General features: G+C 37.3%; 16 protein-coding genes. 5 read left to right on the forward strand and 11 right to left on the reverse strand.

The features are described 5' to 3' along the window. The first annotated feature begins 172 nt into the window (after window positions 1-172). The gene (locus N9R04_RS01185) at window positions 173-1,711 is read left to right on the forward strand and encodes an AbgT family transporter (RefSeq protein WP_262853751.1); all 1,539 of its coding nucleotides are present in this window, start codon (window positions 173-175) and stop codon (window positions 1,709-1,711) included. A 333-nt stretch (window positions 1,712-2,044) separates the two neighbouring features. On the opposite strand, the gene N9R04_RS01190 is transcribed toward N9R04_RS01185, so the two are convergent. The 3 genes from N9R04_RS01190 to N9R04_RS01200 form a co-directional block, all read right to left on the reverse strand. Beyond that, window positions 2,045-2,863: a hypothetical protein gene (locus tag N9R04_RS01190; protein ID WP_262853757.1), complete on the reverse strand. Its 819-nt coding sequence runs from the start codon at window positions 2,861-2,863 to the stop codon at window positions 2,045-2,047. 195 nt (window positions 2,864-3,058) lie between these two features. Beyond that, window positions 3,059-3,760 (reverse strand): SDR family oxidoreductase, encoded by a 702-nt coding sequence (locus N9R04_RS01195; RefSeq protein WP_262853763.1) that lies wholly within the window; start codon window positions 3,758-3,760, stop codon window positions 3,059-3,061. Window positions 3,761-3,781: 21 nt separating this feature from the next. Next, window positions 3,782-4,213, reverse strand: a complete 432-nt coding sequence (locus N9R04_RS01200; RefSeq protein WP_262853768.1) for a GNAT family N-acetyltransferase — start codon at window positions 4,211-4,213, stop codon at window positions 3,782-3,784. Between the two features lie 306 nt (window positions 4,214-4,519). On the opposite strand from N9R04_RS01200, the gene N9R04_RS01205 reads away from it, so the two are divergent. Continuing rightward, window positions 4,520-4,789 (forward strand): DUF1413 domain-containing protein, encoded by a 270-nt coding sequence (locus N9R04_RS01205; protein ID WP_262853772.1) that lies wholly within the window; start codon window positions 4,520-4,522, stop codon window positions 4,787-4,789. An 838-nt stretch (window positions 4,790-5,627) separates the two neighbouring features. Here N9R04_RS01205 and N9R04_RS01210 read toward each other — a convergent pair. Then, window positions 5,628-6,374, reverse strand: coding sequence for a helix-turn-helix domain-containing protein (locus N9R04_RS01210; RefSeq protein ID WP_262853776.1), 747 nt, complete (start codon window positions 6,372-6,374; stop codon window positions 5,628-5,630). Between the two features lie 200 nt (window positions 6,375-6,574). Then, on the reverse strand, window positions 6,575-6,991 hold the full coding sequence (locus tag N9R04_RS01215) for a DUF2188 domain-containing protein (RefSeq protein ID WP_262853779.1): 417 nt from the start codon (window positions 6,989-6,991) through the stop codon (window positions 6,575-6,577). A gap of 173 nt (window positions 6,992-7,164) precedes the next feature. On the opposite strand from N9R04_RS01215, the gene N9R04_RS01220 reads away from it, so the two are divergent. Then, complete coding sequence (locus N9R04_RS01220; RefSeq protein WP_262853785.1) at window positions 7,165-8,340, forward strand: hypothetical protein; 1,176 nt, start codon at window positions 7,165-7,167, stop codon at window positions 8,338-8,340. Continuing rightward, window positions 8,333-9,514: a 5,10-methylene-tetrahydrofolate dehydrogenase gene (locus N9R04_RS01225; RefSeq protein ID WP_262853789.1), complete on the forward strand. Its 1,182-nt coding sequence runs from the start codon at window positions 8,333-8,335 to the stop codon at window positions 9,512-9,514. The genes N9R04_RS01220 and N9R04_RS01225 overlap by 8 nt, the downstream gene beginning before the upstream one ends. Window positions 9,515-9,964: 450 nt before the next feature. Here N9R04_RS01225 and N9R04_RS01230 read toward each other — a convergent pair whose 3' ends face one another. The 3 genes from N9R04_RS01230 to N9R04_RS01240 form a co-directional block, all read right to left on the reverse strand. After that, window positions 9,965-11,851, reverse strand: a complete 1,887-nt coding sequence (locus N9R04_RS01230) for an FUSC family protein (protein ID WP_262854347.1) — start codon at window positions 11,849-11,851, stop codon at window positions 9,965-9,967. 360 nt (window positions 11,852-12,211) lie between these two features. Then, window positions 12,212-12,907, reverse strand: a complete 696-nt coding sequence (gene budA, locus N9R04_RS01235; RefSeq protein ID WP_262853794.1) for an acetolactate decarboxylase — start codon at window positions 12,905-12,907, stop codon at window positions 12,212-12,214. A gap of 187 nt (window positions 12,908-13,094) precedes the next feature. After that, window positions 13,095-14,378, reverse strand: a complete 1,284-nt coding sequence (locus N9R04_RS01240; RefSeq protein ID WP_262853800.1) for a pyruvate MFS transporter — start codon at window positions 14,376-14,378, stop codon at window positions 13,095-13,097. 334 nt (window positions 14,379-14,712) lie between these two features. Between N9R04_RS01240 and uptA the strand changes: the two genes are divergently transcribed. Beyond that, window positions 14,713-15,321: an undecaprenyl phosphate transporter UptA gene (gene uptA, locus N9R04_RS01245; protein WP_262853804.1), complete on the forward strand. Its 609-nt coding sequence runs from the start codon at window positions 14,713-14,715 to the stop codon at window positions 15,319-15,321. A gap of 1,073 nt (window positions 15,322-16,394) precedes the next feature. Here the strand turns inward: uptA and N9R04_RS01250 are convergent. The 3 genes from N9R04_RS01250 to N9R04_RS01260 all read right to left on the reverse strand — a co-directional run bounded on the left by N9R04_RS01250 (window position 16,395) and on the right by N9R04_RS01260 (window position 18,394). Beyond that, complete coding sequence (locus N9R04_RS01250; protein ID WP_262853808.1) at window positions 16,395-17,024, reverse strand: ABC-2 transporter permease; 630 nt, start codon at window positions 17,022-17,024, stop codon at window positions 16,395-16,397. Further along, window positions 17,021-17,875, reverse strand: coding sequence for an ATP-binding cassette domain-containing protein (locus N9R04_RS01255; protein ID WP_262853811.1), 855 nt, complete (start codon window positions 17,873-17,875; stop codon window positions 17,021-17,023). The genes N9R04_RS01250 and N9R04_RS01255 overlap by 4 nt, the downstream gene beginning before the upstream one ends. Window positions 17,876-18,208: 333 nt before the next feature. Continuing rightward, window positions 18,209-18,394, reverse strand: coding sequence for a hypothetical protein (locus N9R04_RS01260; RefSeq protein ID WP_262853813.1), 186 nt, complete (start codon window positions 18,392-18,394; stop codon window positions 18,209-18,211). Window positions 18,395-18,568: the final 174 nt, after the last annotated feature.

Consider the following 18,568-nt stretch of genomic DNA (forward strand, 5'->3'; position numbering starts at 1 on the left):
TCTTCATTCCACCACTGACATCTTTTAAACTCTAACTGATTTAAGTTACGTCGCTAGAAGAAGCGTCGTAATCGGTTCAAATCACTAATATAATTTAAATTTCGAAAAATTGTTTTATTTATGTCTCTATCTTGTTATAATCACTCTAACCTTAAGGGGAGGGTTGTAAGATATGATTGATGAAAGAAAAAAGAAACCAACATTATTTAATAAATTTCTCAACGGGGTTGAACATGTAGGAAATCGCCTACCAGACCCTAGCATTTTATTTTTTCTTATTTGTGTTGCAGTTGCGATCATTACGTGGATAATATCTCTTTTCAATGTTTCAGTAAAACACCCTGGAACAGGTAAGGCGGTAGAAGTTAAGAGTATTATAGGCGTCGATGGCTTTCGAATGATACTCAATGATGCGATTAAAAATTTCTCAGAATTTCCTGCGCTCGGTATAGTGTTAGCTGTCATGTTAGGTGTTGGGATCGCTGAAAAATCAGGCTATTTCGATAAATTGTTAATTCAAGTCGTGCATAAAGCACCGAGGAAATTGATCGTGCCTTGTATTATTATCATAGGTATATTAGGCAATGCTGCAGGTGATGCAGCGCCCATCGTACTACCACCGTTGACAGCAATGGTCTTTATTAAATTAGGCTATCACCCTATAGCTGGATTAGCGATGGCTTACGCGTCATCCCTAGGTGGTTTCGCCGCAAACCTAATGCTCGGAATGTCTGATGCGATGAGCTATGCTTTCACCGAGCCAGCCACACGAATCGTCTCTGAGAGCACAAAGATTAACGTTGCCATGAACTGGTACTTTATTGCAGCAAGTGTCATCATTCTACTCCCAGGGGTGTACTGGGTAACAATGAAATTTGTTATACCACGCCTTGGCAAATATGACGCTGATGACGCACAGATCAAAGTTGATAGTTCAACTCAAAGCTTAACCAAGCAAGAAAGTCGAGCACTGTTCTGGGCGAATCTAAGTATGATTGCCGTATTAGTCGCTATCGTACTGTGCGCCCTTCCTCAGCATAGTTTCTTACGTAACGCTAAGACAGGAAGCTTAATAGATGACGCGCCTTTATTTAATGGGATAGGATTAATTATACTTATTCTCTTCTTAGTGCCAGGACTCATCTATGGCTTTATGATGAAAGAGTTTAAAGATTCAAAAGACCTAGGTAAGATGTTCGCTGATTCCATGTCATCTATGGGTTCATTTATCGTTATTGTATTCTTTGCTGCTCAAGTACTCGCCTTCTTGAAATGGAGTAATTTAGGCGTGGTCATAGCTGTTAAAGGTGCAGAGGCTTTAAATGGGCAAAATGGTGTAGTTATCATTATCGGAGTTATCTTTATTAGTGCGATCATAAATATGCTCGTAGGTAGCGCTTCTGCTAAATGGGGGTTGCTCGCTCCTATATTTATTCCTATGTTAATGTTACTTGGGTTCCACCCAGCATTAACACAAATGCTGTACCGCATCGGGGATTCAATTAGTAATCCAATCACACCTATGATGCCCTACTTACCTTTACTCTTACAATACGCTCAACGTTACGATGAGAATATGAAGCTAGGCTCATTATTATCAAGCTTAATGCCATATACGATTATACTCAGTATCGTTTGGCCTATCTTTATCATTATCTGGTATCTATTAGGGATACCGCTCGGACCTGGAGGACCGCTTCATATGAAATAAATAAAGACAATTGAGTTATCTAGGAATAAAACCAAGAATAGAATAATTATTCGGGAGCGGGACAGAAATCTAATTTGAATAAAAAAAGATTTCGTAGTCCCGCCCCGGCAAGGATGGTTAGAATTGAAAAAAGCTTGATACAAGCGCGTTTTCAGATCAGCCATCTACTGCCGAGATGTTGAAGAGGCTGGGATTTATGTCCCAGCCTCTTCAATCTGAAAGCTCAACTGCCCTCCTCATTATCATATGTTATTAATCAAATGCCTTGCGCAGAGCTCACCTATTAACTACCTCAAACTATGTTTTAACTATACTATTTACTACCCTTGTCATTTACCTACTTTTTGCTTGTTTCTTGCGCAAATAGAATTGAAACCCGTACATAACCATCGCGTGTAATGGCGCCTGAGTCAGCCGGTAAACCCACCATGGTAATTGCGGTTTAAAATTAACTAGTGCTGTAAGAAGCGTTACTTTATTGTCACTGTCCTCTGTCACTTTAAATATAAAATGTCCCGCTGATTCTACCCCTTTTTTCACTAAACAGCCATCTACGATAGATAACCGGACTGCTTTATTACTCATATCGTTGATAGTCATTTTGATCAATGAAGCAAGCTTAAGTAAGGTGATGTCATATTGCTCAGAATCTAACTTCACACGCACTAGTCCTAACGTGATGTACTGTAAATACTGCGCGTAATATTGAAGGTATGCTGTAATATAAGAATGGTTCATACTATCAAACTCTTGGACTGAATGCGCTGTCGAAGAACTTTCCAATAAGCTTTGAGATAACAATAATGGGGTAAATGGAAGTCTTAGCAATTTAAGATATTTGAAATAGCTTTGAGCACGCATTCCTCTGATAACATACACGCATCGTGCACATTGCTGCAATAGTTGAATCGCTAGTCCGTGCATTAAATTAGAACGCCCTTGCTTTAAACCCTTAGGTAAAGTGGACTGCGCTTCAGCATAGATGACAATATCCTTACGACTTATTAGTCCTTCAATACTATGCTTATCAAACACATTGACATCACGAGGTGTTAAATGTTGCACTATTGATCTCGGTGATAATCCTCGTTGTAAGATTGCTGTCACTACTTGAGTATAACGATTGGATTCACCTATCAAGATTACCTTCACATGTTCACTCTCCTTCAAGCTACACTACGATGATTGAATCTATTATATTATACAACATCTCATCTCTATAACTTGTTAAAGTTGTAAAGATAAAAATAGAGTAAGACAGAAATCGCTTTGATTTCTCAGCCTTACTCTCAGAAGCAAATTACGAGTTAGAAGAGCAGTCCAGAAGCTTACTCAATTGCTCTGAATTTATACAGGTCGCACAGTAATTTCATTAACATTAACGTGAGCGGGTTGTTGCAGCGCATAAACTACTGCTTCTGCGATATCTTTAGGTTCTAACTTCTTACGTTCTCCCCAATCCGCACTACCAAGCGGCGTGTCTACCATGCCCGGTGAAATACTTGTCACTCTTACACCTGTGCGAGCAAGTTCTTTCTCAAGTCCCGCTGTAATTGAATGGAGCGCTGCTTTCGTTGCACTATACATCGTACTGGTCTTCGTTACTTCGAATCCTGAGATAGAAGCAATATTGATGATATGTCCTGCGCCACGCGATTTGAAATCGGGAAGAACAGCATTGATTCCGTATAGGGATCCTTTCACATTAACATCTAACATCGTTTCCCAAGCTGCTACATCACCTTCAGTTATAGCTGATGACAACATCTGACCTGCACTGTTCACGAGAATATCTACTTGTCCAAATTCCGCTTTAGCTTGATCGATAAGTTGTTCAACCGCTTCACGCTTCGTAACATCTGTCACTACAGTCAATACTCGACCATTTAATTCGGATTTTATAGTTTCTGCAACGTTACTCAAACGAGATTGATCCCGCCCTGCTAATACGACTAGCACTTGTTGTTGTGCCAGCTCATAAGCTATAGCCTTACCAATTCCGCTGCTTGCCCCTGTTATGACGGCCACTTTATTTTGTAAATTTAACATCGTCTCACCTTTTTAAAAGTTTTATTTTAATGATTTTTTAAAAACATAGCTTACTTTACTATAGTTCATTTTACCTTCAAAAAATTGCTGTGCATCACTCTTGTCAATACTCGAACTCAACATCATATTACTATAACCTTGTTCATCAGCCCAGTTTTCTAAATATGATAACAAACGGGCGCCTATATCTTTAGAACGCCACGCTTCATCTACGACTAGATCAGTCACCCACAAGGAACGACCATGATGTAAAGTAGTTTGCGCTTGAAAAGCTACAATACCCACTATTTCAGTACTCTCAAACATACCGAACATGCGATAACCATCGTCTCTAATTGATTCAGTAACTAAATCTAAGTACTCATCTTTAGTTAAATGTGTACGTAATTGTTTAACTACTTCAAAGGCTTGAGATACTTCATCCTCATTAAATAATTCCTGAATATAACCCATAATCATACCCCTTTGTTTAATTATTAGATATATTATGCTCTTACATTAAATTATATCATGTACAAATTGTTATATTTAATAATATTACTTATATTAGTTTATTTAACCATTTATTTTAGAGAGAACTGCAATAAACTTGACCTATCTCTTCACTATTTAACTCAACTATTGTATTTACAGTTCTTTGCCCACTCGACATCACTGCTTGTACTCTATTGATATGCTTCTCACAGTGCATTCTGCTACAATAATAATTACCAATAACCATATGAACGTAGAATATGAATGAAAAGGGATGATATATAAATGTGCTTTGAAGACCGTATCCACTCTTTGAGAAAGAGAAAAGATAAGACTAGTTTCGATTTCACGTTTGAAGAGCTTTATAGTGAGAGTGAATGGCTAGAAATGAATTTATCCGAAAGAAAATATCAAGAACGTGAGTTTAGGAGATTTATAAGTGAAAGTAGCTATCTACGTATTCCTGCTAGTACTGAAGATAGCATGCGCATGCGTATGTATAATCTCGTTTATTCATATAATGAAATCAAGAAAAACTTTAAATCTTATGTATAATTGTTACGCATAATAAATACCGGCAAGCATTGAGCTTCGCCGGTATTTATCTAGAGTGGTAGCGAGGACTTCAACTCTATACTCACTCTAGCTCATCATTTTAAAGGGCGTTTAACTAAATCATGAATCTTCTACTAGGGGCTAATAGAATTAGGGACTAGTCTAACATGACGTCGGGACCAACGTGACGTTAGACGGGTGACGCTATCGTATTAGCTACACATCTAATTCATTTGTTACGTAAGCGCCAACTGTATGTAGTTAACACTACTGCATCACCTAACATCATACCGAGGGATAAGTGGTATGAAATGTAAATTTCATAACTGTGTTCTTATTCAGAAATTAAGAATCGATAGCTCATTATATAAAGTGTCTATTTAGTCTTTAACTTCATTATAATCTTCAAGACTATCTTACTTATTCCTTTCTAAGTCCAGTTATCCTTTACACTGTATATCGTACTATTTGTATTAAAAATTTTAAATATATATGTGATCATTTTCACAAAAAAGTCATAAAGGATTGAACATTTTGCAAACACTAATATTTTACATATTAAGTTTAATGAGTCATAAACTTTTTTAAGATAGAAATGTAAAGCTTTGGCCCTTAACTCCACTGATTTCTACACTAATTGCATTTCTACTTTCGGTTATTCTGTCCATATGAATGTCTTTTACCTTATGTGCTCACTTGTATGACTACATATTCAACAATCATTTCCCAGGAAATACTTAAGTTTTAAATATACTAAAAAGCCTCCTAAGCTTAACTTTAGTAGAATAAACATATCCTTTTATAAAGACGTTAAGAAGCTCATATGTAGTGACGCAGTTTATTGGTTTGATGGTACAGATATATCCTTCTCCGCTACCTCCAAACAGTCCCCGTATCGCTCACATTGAGAACAGTGTAACTTTCTAAATTGATGTGTATGACGCGCTTTAATGTACTCTCTTATCGATGGTTTGAATTGAGCATGACACTCTAGACAAAAATATTGCGTTTTTAGGTACATAAATCGAGTAATTTGATAAGCGCTCACACACAGATAAGGTAAAGCGATAAGAAAAGGAAATGTTTTCTTTAACGATATTGAAAGTGCTATTGCCATCACTTCTATTATAGCTACAGGTATCAGTTTTTTATAAAGCGCTCGGTATACGTGTTTCATTTCTTTTCGTTGATAGAAAACCCTTTCTAAATCTCTGATGCCCACGAGACTTTCTTCAGATTCATCTAGCTTTAAATATTTTCTGATGTGTTTAATACGTTCTAGTAATTTCTTCTCTTCAACTATATTATGTTCGACTTCATATATTCTTTGACCGAGTATTAAATTCAAACGTTCTATAGACGTGTCGGTTTGTAATAAATCTTTAATTTCCTTTAATGTTAAGCCCCAACCTTTAAGTAGTAAAATAAGTTCTAACTTCAGCTTATCATTTTCATCATATTTTCTATTTATCCCATCGTCATTAATCGCAGGATACAATAGACCTCTTCTATAGTAGAATTGAATCGTTCTCACGGTTACCTGACATGCCTTTGCAAGTTCGCCCGTTGAGTAATAATTTGTCATGTGATCACCTTCCTTGCTTTCACTATATTATGTGACGTTAGGTAACGTGCAAGGCTTTTCTTCGTTTTTTAGTTTATTTTTCCAAAAAAATTGAGCGAGACTGAGCCGAAAGAAGTTAATAAATTGCTCGTCTCGCTCATATTAAACTGCACTACGCTGTGCTATCATTCGTTTACCTATTTCTCAGGGTCTAAACTATTTTAAGATTCGTTCTTATTATGCTCAATAATCTCAGTACCACGATTATCGACAATATTTCGGGCACGCTTCATCGCGTCTTCTTTTTTCTCAAATGTATCAGAGGCTTGCTTCGCTTGATCGGTTTTAACTTTCCACTTTTCATCTTCATAATACACATGGACATCGCGTTCATTGTTTTCAGGGTGAGCGTTATCATCTTCTTGATGCTCAGTTATATGTTTATTTTTCAGTTCTTTTAATTCTTTATCACTAGCATCTCTATACCACGATTCAGCTTGTTCTGTCGCAATAGGTATGGCATCCCCTTCTTTATAACCATCTTTAAGCATAGCATTACCGATATCGATGGCTTTTTTTCGTTCGAGTTCATCCATATTTTTCCAACTTTGTGGGTAATCATTCATAGTCCAAGGCATACATCTACCTCCTCGATCATTTTCTATTTATGTATAACCTTTTACAATTTGAGATAAACGCCGTAAACTTGTTAATCTCATTTATAATTTTTCTTTTAAAAAGTGATTTACTTTTATTTGTAAAGGGAATAAAATACAACGCGATTCTGTGACAGGAAAGGAGGTTCTTGGAGGTGAAACGATTGACAGTCGGCATCATCCCATCACCAGACATGCCAAGTAAGATGGTTAAAAAAGTTCAGCAACAATTACCTGCTGAATTCTCGCGAATTATCGATGATGAGATAGAGTGGCACATCGATACACATATCGCTTCCATGGTAGGAACAGCTGAACATATGGATAAGACGATAGATATTGCTGCAAATATGAAAACACAAAAAGAGTGGGATCTGGCTATTTGCATAACTGACCTCCCAAGTATTTCAGACAATAAAGTGGTGCTTTCGGATATCAACAGTGATAAGCGAGTAGCTTTGCTATCCCTGCCAGCTTTAGGCATGTTGAATGTCAAAACTAAACTGCGTCATTTTATTACTTACTTAGTACATTATATGTTTAAACCTGGAGAAGAGGAGCACCTGATTACTAGAAAGCATTTTCGATTTTCCCGCATTATCGAAGTGCAGCCTAGTGAGGGTAATAATTCTCAAAATAAACGCCTCATACTGAAATCTATCGTAGGTGGGTGGTTTCACTTAATCAGTGGTATGACTTTCGCCAATGAGCCGTGGTCAGCTATCTTCGACTTTAAAAAGATTATTTCTGTATCGTTTGCCACTGGTGCCTACATTACTATTTTCTCCACACCATGGGATATGACACTTTACTATGACTACTGGCGCTTTATATTATTTATGTTGCTATCCATTTTTGGAATGACAGGATGGCTTATTTATTCGTACAAATTATGGGAGTTCCCTACGCCATCAACTCAGCGAATATACAGATACGTCTATAATCTAACGACTGTTACCACTTTGGCTTCGATCACTTTATTTAACTTTATCGCCTTATTCTTATTACTCACTCTGAGTACAATGCTGTTCGTACCCCCACATCTGTACACGCATATGACGTCTTTACAACATCGTTTACCATCAGTTGTGGATTACTTTAACTTAATTTGGTTTATGACGTGTATTGCTATATTAGCAGGCGCGTTGGGTTCTACAGTTGAAAGCGCAGAGAAAATTAAACGTGTGACCTATTCCTATCGTCAATATTATCGATATGAACAGTTAGAAGATGAGAAAGAAGAAGAATCAAAGGGTCGCACTTATAACGAACAGCTAGACTATAATGGTAAGAAACAATCACACAGAGAGGAGGGATCAAACAATGGCTAAAACTATTAAAGTAGGCTTAGTTGCTGCCCCTGGTGTTTCAAAAAATGTTGCCGTACATCTGCAAGATGAATTACCTGACCACTTAGCGCAACACGTCTCACGTGAAGTTGAATGGGAAATTGAAGTCATTGCTGATCCTCTCACAGGCTCTGCTGAGAATGTTACTGAGATCTTTAAAAATATCTCCAATTATCAACAATCTTATGAATGGGAATATACTATAGGTTTAACAGATCTTCCGTTATTCACTAATAATAAAGTCATAGCTATCGACGTAAACCATGATAATGGCGCGAGTCTTATATCCGTTCCCGCATATGGTTGGCGACCAGTTAAAAAGCGTCTTCGCCGTTCGATCATCGGTGTTATTGAAGAAATAAATAAATACCAACCTAATCAGCACAGGACGAATCAAACAGAGGATCAAGATCAGAACCAATCTAGTAAGGAGCGTTTAACACAACAATTTCCACTCTCTAACTTAGAACCTCATACTGATTATCTAGAGAATACGAATTCCAAACATACACGTTATTTCGTAAGCTCTCGCGCAAAAGGTATGATTCGTCTACTCAGTGGAATGACCTTCGCCAATAACCCGTTAAATATGGTTAGCAGCATTAGCAATGTCCTTGCAGTCGCTTTTACTACTGGGGCTTCAGGAATCATTTTTACAACGATGTGGAATTTAAGTTACCTTTATTCTGAGTTGAGGTTGCTCGTAATGATGATAGTGTCGATACTCGGTATGATGTTATGGATTATTATAGCGCATAGTCTATGGGAACCTATCAAACATAGCAAAGACCATCGTATTACACGGCTATATAACTTTACAACAGTGACGACATTGACGGTTGCACTTGCTTTCTATTACGTCCTACTTTTCGTCTTCTTCTTATTAGCAACACTTGTCGTTCTACCTTCAGGTTACTTAGGACAATCAATGGGGCTTGGAGGCTCAGCTACGATAGTGACTTACATCAATTTAGCTTGGTTCGCAAGCTCCATCTCCACTGTTGCTGCTGCTATCGGAGCTGGGCTCAATAATGCGGAACTTATATTAGAAAGCACGTACGGTTATCGACAGAAACAACGCTATAAATTATTGAAACAACGGGAACGTGAAAGAGAAAAAGAGGAAGAAAATGCTGAAGAGAAAGAAAGATCATAAATAATGAACTTAAATTTAAATAGCCCAAAGATGATGTTGAGGTCGTTAATCATCTTTGGGCTATTCTACTCTCTTATAAAAGTGAGGATTGATCAAATTACAGTTGTTCACTCGTGACTACTATGAGGAGGTCGAGACAAGAGCGTTTAGGATTTGAGGAGGGGGCCCCAACAAAAAGAAACTGGTATATCAGTTTCTACAAGCACTGCGAGTTGCCGGGGCGGGACTACGAAATCTTTTTGTTCAAATTAGATTTCTGTCCCGCTCCCAAGAAGAAACACTCAGATGAAATGAATTAAATCATCTGAGTGCTATTTTTTCTGGGATTTATGTCTCAACTTCACTGAGCGAATGACCAAGGAGATTAAACGAAGGTCAAAAAGCTAACTCTGGTACCTATAAAGTCTACTTTAGACGATCTTGAGAGAGCCATTCAACTAGATCTCTATCTCACACTATTTCTCCTTTACGATTACTTTTAGTCTCTTCAGCATTAATACAATTCTTCTGGATTTGAGTTAATGCTGAAGTTATATATGAGTATTGTGGCAACTCCGGTAGCTTGATCTTAGTTATTCTTCCATTACTTTCAAAGTATTTAGCAAGGTTTTCAAATACGACTAAGTAATCACCCAGAATATCTTCACCTATGCGTTTCCGCTTATCATTGTTTAAGGCACGATTGAGCATGAAGCTGAGTTCTTCTAAACCATATATTGTAGGATAATACTCTTGAATCTTACCTTTATTCTTGTTTATTTCACCATTAGCTCCTGTATAGACTTGAGATAGATTGTTTAACTTAACAGTCATACGTAACATGCGATGTTTATCTTCAGCTAGCGAATCACTTTGATTTCTTGAAAATAGATAATGGAACATGATTGCTTCACTGCGAATAGCGTCGGCAATCACATATGGCAACATCGTTGAAGCAGTCTTTCGCCCCAAGATGAGCAAACCAATAATTGCAATGGCTACCCCTACAATGACATCAATTACACGTGGTAAAGCAATAGCGATATTTAAATGTTGAGATGCTATACCATTTAGTAAGATAACTTGAATAGTAATAAATATCACTGCAAATGAATAGTTAGCTCCTACAAAAGTTTCAGTAAAGCCAGCAGCTATAGACAAGAGAATCATCGCTACATATAAAGGCGGATGGAGGAGCAGTATTAATGATAGTACTAGAACCCCTACAATCGTCCCTATCGTCCGACTTCCTGCGCGTTCAAGACTATTAATAGTGTTAGATCCGAGTAATACAGTGTGCGCACTTAACGGTATCCAGTATGCTTTCTCAAAGTTGAACATGAGTGCAAGCGTTATAGCGATGCCGACGATAACTAAATATCTTAGTGCATTTCTAAAAAGGTAGGAATCTAATGTAAAGTGTTGCGTGATACGTCTACCATAGATAGGAATTCTCACATCTACTTCGCGTTTAACATGCTGATGGTCTAAATTGAGAATCTCGTCAACTTTAAAAATATTTGCTACGAGATTATTATACCGTTCATCAACGTTAAGTTGTTTCTTCCATGGCCGATGAGTATGTTGATTTGAATACACACGTTTAATAATATAGTCGACCATTTCTTTAATATCTTGAGGCAATGGTCTTAAGTTGCGCTCACTTAATTCTAATAGTTCAGAGTAGATTCCTAATGCTGCGGTGTGAAGTAAGAGTAACCGTTGAAACTCTGGCGCTTCCCTCGTCTTTGTACCTGAGCTCGTAAGAAGTTGTTTATCACCATTACTAAATGTTTGTACTGCTGTCTTAGAAGCATTACGGAAAGCTTGGCGATCGTCGAAATTATAAACGAGCTGCTTTAACATATTGAAGTCGTTCTTTACTGCTTTTACTTCCGCACTCTCTCTAGTAAACAAGTTAGATATGATGATGACTAACGTAGCAAACATACCTCCAACGAAGACACATGCACCTCTTAACAGTGCCTCTTCCGGTGCAATAGGTAAATTGATAGACAAACTAAACGCCACAATAAAGAATGTAGATGATGGTCCCACCACATGCATAGAACTAAATACGAAGTATGGTATAACTGTAAAGACTAATAAGAGCGCCCCAAAGATAATCGGTTGTTGTATCGTTAAAGTTCCTAACATCATCGCAATAGATAGCCCAAATGTAGAATACACTATAATCCGCAACCTCGATCTCGCAGTTCCACCAATAGCATACGTATGTGTCAAAGTACCAATAGAAATAAGCAAACCAATAGAGAGATGATGGGTTAAATATCCGAGGATAAATGGAATAAACATTAAGAACGCTTGCCTAACACCCTTAGCTTTATCTATTTTCATTTTATCAAATGTCGTTAAAGATTTAAGAAAGGTTAACAAATCTATACATCTCCTATTTAATAACTTACAAATCGCTCATTTATAACATCATTCAAAGAAAATACTTTATTATACTAACATTTTTCACTTACTTATGAGTACATAAGAGTAAAATGATTTATAAATAGATTAAACATAGACACCCAAAATAAAAAAGGTTAAGACATAACGTTTCTGCGCTCTGGTAGAATCGATTAACGGCGTCCCAAAAGCAGGATTGTCGGCAGAAACGCTCCCTTCATGTCCCGGTTCTGCTCACATCCCAAACGCTGTAGTCCCAACCTCATCATATGACGTTGAAATTTATGAGTGAGCAGATCGCTATTCTGTATCCGATATTTCTTGAGCAATATTAGAATAATCTATGTTAGCTGCTAAGAAGCGCTCATTATCGATTGGTAAATGCTGTTCAAGCGTATCTTCATTTTTTATTTCTACTTCCCCACTTTCAACTTCAAAGTCTAGCACGTGGCCTCCGAAGTCCTGGCTGTCACTAATGAAATGAACATGAAATCCTCCAGAAGCTATGCCGTGAAATAATTGTGGCGAATAAAACCCTACAATAGTTCCGTTTATATCTTCGCGTGTATATTCCGGTTGATGTTGTGCAACTTCACTTAAGCGTTTGTAAGGTGGTGTTTGTTTAGGGATCATGCGCACTCGAATATTTTTGAAGTGCCCCGTTATTTTAATAGCGAAAAATAAATTTTCACTCATAGCAATTTCTCTCGCCTTATTAAACACGGCTTCTCCATCCATCATAGATTGAACGTTAAAGCATTGCTGAGTTTCAAATTGAGTAATTGTAGCGAAGGGAGTTAACTCTTCACCAGATAATTTCTGAAACGCTCCATCTGATGAGGCGTGATAAGCTTGATTATCTATAAATATCACTTCCCCATCTGAACCTTCTAAGGTACCAATGCCAAAATCTCCATGCGTTAACACGTCAGAGATAGTTGTTGTGCCTTGAAGTTGCCCAGCGATTAAAGCACCTAATGTCCCGTGTTGATACATGAATATGTTACCTCCTTTAATCATTCTAAGCGTTTAGCCCTTGTTAGTCATTATACAACGATTAGTGCGCTAATCACTTTATAAACTATCAAAGTTTTAACACTCATAGTACTCTTTTAATAAGAAAAGGAGTAGGATAGAAACCAATTAGATCTCCATCTTACTCCTAATTTCTATATATGAAATATTACTTAAGCTTTCTGACTTCTTTATTGCCCACCAATAACGGGCGATCTGGCTTTACGAAGAACCATAAACCGATTGCGAACACTACAGGGATAATCATAAATTGTAATGTGTTAGTCCAGCCGATAACGTCAGCTAGTTTCCCCGCTAGGAAAGGACTTAGCATTGCACCGATATTCCCCCATAAATTCATCCAGCCTGAAACCGAACCAGCGAAATTACGACCTAAATCTGTAGCTGCAGCCCAGCTCATCCCCATGGTAACGCCGATACCACCTAGACTGATTGAAATCCAAGCCACATTAGCATATAAGTTGTCTGTTCTTATCGCTAGGAATAAAGCCACAGCAAAAGTTATAAAGCCTACAATAGCGATTAGAGCACGAGCTACGAAACGTGATTTACCCATTTTAAGCAAGGCATCTGAAACCGTTCCACCAGTTAAAATCAAGAAGAACATCACTAACCACGGTGGACTTGAAAGCCAAGCAGAATCCTTCAGTGTGATATGGTATTGCTCAGTAAAGTACGTCGGTAACCAGATGAGAAATAGCGCTATAATAAATTGAACTACAAAGTATTGACCTGCAATTGCGTAGAAACTGAAGTATTTGAAGAATGCAGACCATGGCGCGCTTGATTTTTCTGTAGCTACGATATCACGATTCGTCATGATATACTGCTTCTCAGCTTCGTTAACCATTCTATGTTGTTCTGGTAGGTCTTTTGCAATAATAGCCCATAATAACGCAAGTAAGATTCCTACAGCTCCAAAGATATAGAATACTGCGTGCCAGCCGAAGAGTTGTACGATTGAAATTGTAATAACTGGAGCGATAACTGGACCAAAGTATGAGCCGGCTAGAAGCATACTTGACGCTCTCCCTTTTTCGTCTTTAGCGAACCAATATGAGTTGAATACCGCGTTTGAAGGATACATAGGCGCTTCACCAACTCCAAACAGGAAACGAACCGTGTACACTAAACCATGGTTCTTAACGACGCCTGTTAAGATAGTAAATGCACTCCACCAAACTAACGCTATCGTCAACATCTTACGAGGACCAAACTTTTCAGCTAAGAAACCAGAAGGCACTTGCATCAAAGCATAACCTGCTGCAAAGAATGAAGCGAGCAAACCAAATTGGCCTTTATCTAAACTCAAATCTTTCATCATATAAGGAGCGATTACCGAGATATTAGACCGATCCATATATGCAATAATTCCAATCACAAAAAAGACGATGGCAAACAACCATCGAACATTAGATTTACGTTGTTTCATGATAGTCCCTACTTTCCTATGTATGCGCATTAATTATGAGATATAGAACATCGATATTTGAAAATCCCCCTATAATTGTATCAGCGCCTAGTATTTTATTTTAGTTTTATTGATATTACCACAATATGAAAGCGCCTACAAGCTCATTTTTATAAGTTTTTTAATATATTTTAACCTTTTATGTAACTTATTGCATGTTGAAGTGCCTAATTTACAACTCTAGACCTAGGACAATGAGACGCCCTAACACTTAAATTAAGGTAAGGTGATCTGAGACTATGTTAAAATATCAACAATTGATTCATTAAGTTGGTTGAATTAAAGGAGCGCGACTATGGAACAAGTTATTACCGAATTTATAAGTAAGTGGGGTTACTTTGCTATAGCTCTACTCGTATTACTGGAGAACATCTTACCTTTTATCCCGTCAGAAATCATTTTAACGTTTGCTGGTTTGTTGTCTGTCAAATCAACACTTTCAATACCTGTTCTATTTACTATATCTACTGTCGCTTCATTCATAGGTTTATTGGTGCTTTACTACATTAGTCGTCTCGTTTCGGAAGAACGTCTTTATCTATTCGTTGATAAGTATGGAAAGTGGATCAAACTCAAAGGGAAAGATGTGGCGCGAGCGAATGATTGGTTCAAGAGATACGGCGAAATAGCAGTGTTCGTTTGTCGTTTCATACCGGTCTTACGCGTGCTCATCACGATTCCGGCGGGTATAAACCGAATGAATGTGGTTAAATTTACCATCTTATCTCTCGTAGGAACAACGATTTGGAACTTCGCCCTTATCTATTTAGGTCGCTTATTAAGTAATAGTTGGGATACACTTATGAGTGGCTTACATACGTACTCATATATTATGTATGTCATCTTATTTATAGCAGTAATTTACGTAATCTATCGTGTTATAAAACGCAAGAGAAATAGTTAACACGAGCCTACTTCTATACAAGATATGTGAGGTCATGACAAAAGCGTTTAGGATTTGAGCAGGGGGCCCCAACACAGAGAAACTGGGACTACAGTTTCTACAAGCACTGCAAGTTGGGGTGGGGCCCCAACATAGAGAAACTGGAACATAAATCCCAGCCTCTTCAACATCTCGGCAGTAGATGGCTGATTTGAAAACGCGCTTGTATCAAGCTTTTTTCAATTCTAGTCATCTTTGCCGGGACGGGACTACGAAATCTTTTTATTCAAATTAGATTTCTGTCCCGCTCCCTTTTCGCTTCTCATGACATTCATTCAATATCCGTTGATTGAGCCAATGCCTGCTGAAAATATGATAATTAGGGATATCTATGATGTTGTGTCAGAGCTAAAAAGAAAAAGTTTAGATGACTGCAACAGTGATGATAAACAATGAGCTCATCCTGATAATTTTTCAGTCTATTTATTAGTAGCTATAGTTGCAGGGATAGGCATAGCATCTCTAATTTATAACTCAAATACTACTAGAGATTAAAGAAAAACCAACTCCAATCACAATTACAAAAGTTAACTTCTTTGTTAAAATCAAATTAATCCTCCGTATTTTAATCTCATAATTTTATTAAAGCGAGGTAAAAGTTTTGAAAGATTCTTTATTAACACAAGTAATTTTTATTTCAATGTTAAGTTTTTTTATTATAACTTTTTTAGATAATCATGATTTTATAATACTTACCTTAGCTATAAGCCATTTTATTATTTGGACATTGATATACAGAGAAACTAAAAGAAATAAGTAGTATAATCATAATATTGTTCTTTATAATCCCTAAAATTAATCAACGACATTAATACTTTATTCCCACTGCTCTATTGAGGTTGACCAACAGAAATCTAAGAAAGCGTAGGTATGGATTAAAAAGAAGCACTCAGATGAATTGAATAAAATCACCTGAGTGCTATTTTTTTGAACATTACGTCCCAGCCCATAATTTCACTCATCGGCTCTATTTAACAGGAGCCTAAATTATAACGCGTTCTAAATACCGATTTCTTGAAGCACATGTTATTGAATTAAAAGTTAAGGGATTTAAATATCTTCAAAGCAATAGTGTAATTGACCAATGCCACTCCTAAACTTATCACAAAGTAAAGAGTACAACCTACAAGGTATATCCCTTTATTCATATTCCCATGAGAATCAATTCCTAAGATACTCAGTATAATAATAAAAATAACAAATATGACGATAGAAGGAAAGAGAGCAAGAAGTTGTATTGCATTTGAATTTTCACTGCCATATTTGTAATTGAGCGGATACATAACAGTCAATTGCACAGTAAGACCGAGCCCTATTAACAGAGCTATTAAACCCGAAAGAACTGACTGAAATACAATTGAAGTGATAATCAACGTTATGAGACCACCAATAGCAGTTAAAATGGTATAAAAAACAAAATGACTTTTGACATACATCTTTCTATTCACTGGCATAGTTAATGCAAATTTGATCCAATCCGACCCAGTTTCATTCTTTATATTATCTAGCGCAATTGTTGATAACAAATAACAGCACATGAAACCACTCATAATTGGTTGAGGATTGATTAAACTGAAGACGAGACATAAGAGCATAGATACCGGTATAAATATGTATAAATTCTTTTTCGCTAACATATATTGCGTTTTGAGCAATGTCTTCATTTGATCTCACCCCGCATAAGTATTTTAGTCACCTCATCAATAGTATGGATAGGTTCAAAGTTAATGCCTTCAATTTCAGCTTTCCCTGAAACGAGCGCCTGAACTTTATCACGATGATATCTATCAGCATGAACCAGCTCTCTCGGAACTGAACTATATTTATCCTCTTCTGTTTCTATAATATAGTATTGATTCATAAGCGTTTCTTTCGGTATGGACATCACTATTTCACCTTGACGCATAAATATTAAGCGATCAGCAATATACTCTAAATCCTCCACAATGTGAGAAGAGATGATTAAGCCTATTCCCTCTTCTTTCAACTGCTCTAATATTTCTAGTATTTGCTCACGGCCCGATGCATCAATACCTGCTGTAGCTTCATCGAGTAAAAGCAATTTGCTATGATGTGATAAAGCGATAGCCATTGATAGTTTCATAGACATGCCGCGTGAAAATTTATCTACTTTCTGATCTTTAGGTAGTTCAAATTCTTCTATGTAGGACCAAAATGTTTTGCTATCCCAATTTCGAAACATATCTTGTAAGAGTCGCTCAATGTGCTTAACATGAAGTTTTTTAGGTAACTTCATCGTATCAAAGACCACGCCAACGTCATTTTTATAATCAAAATCATCTTCGAGAATCTCATGGCCAAAAAACTTAATGACCCCAGAGTCCTTAAGCGTATTGCCTACTACAGTATTTATTGTGGTAGATTTGCCTGAACCATTCTTCCCTATAAATGCAACCGCTTCTCCCTTATTCACTTCAAAGCTGATGTCCCTAAGTTCAAACTCAGAATTTGGATAACACTTTGATAGTTCATTTACTGATAAAAGCTGCTCCATGTTTATCTCCTTTCAAAAAAAGTAATAACACTCTTTACGTAGCATAGTACCTTTACTATAACATTACTTTTCAGTTTGAACAGCTTGACTCCAATAATTACTAAACTATTAATTTATCTTTTGTTGACGTAAAAGAGAGGACTCATTCCTCCCCTTTAGGAATAAGCCCTCTAACGATCTATATATAAAATTTCTCCCTATTACATTCCTAGTACGCCCCTTTATACTATGTACCAGGAATGCTTGCTTGATTGAGAGGTTGAGACGTAAAGCTCTTGTGCTCTGGGAAACCGATGAACGGCGTCCCAAAAGCAGGATTATCGACAACAACGCTCACGATTCGGGAGCGGGACAGAAATCTAATTGGAATAAAAAGATTTCGTAGGGCCGCTCCAACTTGCTGTACTTGTGGAAACTGTAGTCCCAGTTTCTCTGTGTTGGGGCCCCACCCCAACTCGCTGTGCTTGTTGAAACTGGTTTACCAGTTTCTCTGTGTTGGGGCCCTACCCCAACTTGCATTGCTTGGTGAAACTGATGAATCAGTTTCTCTTTGTTGGGGCCCCCTGCTCAAATCCTAAACGCTTTTGTCTCAACCTCGTTTCACACAATTGCTAAGAGTACGCTCTCATTCTGCGCAACCTTCTCTGAAAAGTTTCCCCTTATACTTCAGTCAGTATACTCAGAATAAGATCT

The sequence above is a fragment of the Staphylococcus marylandisciuri genome, from assembly GCF_025519785.1.
Taxonomy (GTDB): Bacteria; Bacillota; Bacilli; order Staphylococcales; family Staphylococcaceae; genus Staphylococcus; species Staphylococcus marylandisciuri.

Bases quoted from the DNA above. Each gene is read 5' to 3' on its own strand.
- uptA (WP_262853804.1), top strand. From the start codon at position 14,713: ATGGAACAAGTTATTACCGAATTTATAAGTAAGTGGGGTTACTTTGCT.
- N9R04_RS01240 (WP_262853800.1), bottom strand. From the start codon at position 14,378: ATGAAACAACGTAAATCTAATGTTCGATGGTTGTTTGCCATCGTCTTT.
- N9R04_RS01230 (WP_262854347.1), bottom strand. From the start codon at position 11,851: ATGAAAATAGATAAAGCTAAGGGTGTTAGGCAAGCGTTCTTAATGTTT.
- N9R04_RS01215 (WP_262853779.1), bottom strand. From the start codon at position 6,991: ATGCCTTGGACTATGAATGATTACCCACAAAGTTGGAAAAATATGGAT.
- N9R04_RS01250 (WP_262853808.1), bottom strand. From the start codon at position 17,024: ATGAAGACATTGCTCAAAACGCAATATATGTTAGCGAAAAAGAATTTA.
- N9R04_RS01225 (WP_262853789.1), top strand. From the start codon at position 8,333: ATGGCTAAAACTATTAAAGTAGGCTTAGTTGCTGCCCCTGGTGTTTCA.
- N9R04_RS01185 (WP_262853751.1), top strand. From the start codon at position 173: ATGATTGATGAAAGAAAAAAGAAACCAACATTATTTAATAAATTTCTC.
- budA (WP_262853794.1), bottom strand. From the start codon at position 12,907: ATGTATCAACACGGGACATTAGGTGCTTTAATCGCTGGGCAACTTCAA.
- N9R04_RS01255 (WP_262853811.1), bottom strand. From the start codon at position 17,875: ATGGAGCAGCTTTTATCAGTAAATGAACTATCAAAGTGTTATCCAAAT.
- N9R04_RS01200 (WP_262853768.1), bottom strand. From the start codon at position 4,213: ATGGGTTATATTCAGGAATTATTTAATGAGGATGAAGTATCTCAAGCC.
- N9R04_RS01260 (WP_262853813.1), bottom strand. From the start codon at position 18,394: ATGCAAGTTGGGGTAGGGCCCCAACACAGAGAAACTGGTAAACCAGTT.
- N9R04_RS01195 (WP_262853763.1), bottom strand. From the start codon at position 3,760: ATGTTAAATTTACAAAATAAAGTGGCCGTCATAACAGGGGCAAGCAGC.
- N9R04_RS01205 (WP_262853772.1), top strand. From the start codon at position 4,520: ATGTGCTTTGAAGACCGTATCCACTCTTTGAGAAAGAGAAAAGATAAG.
- N9R04_RS01210 (WP_262853776.1), bottom strand. From the start codon at position 6,374: ATGACAAATTATTACTCAACGGGCGAACTTGCAAAGGCATGTCAGGTA.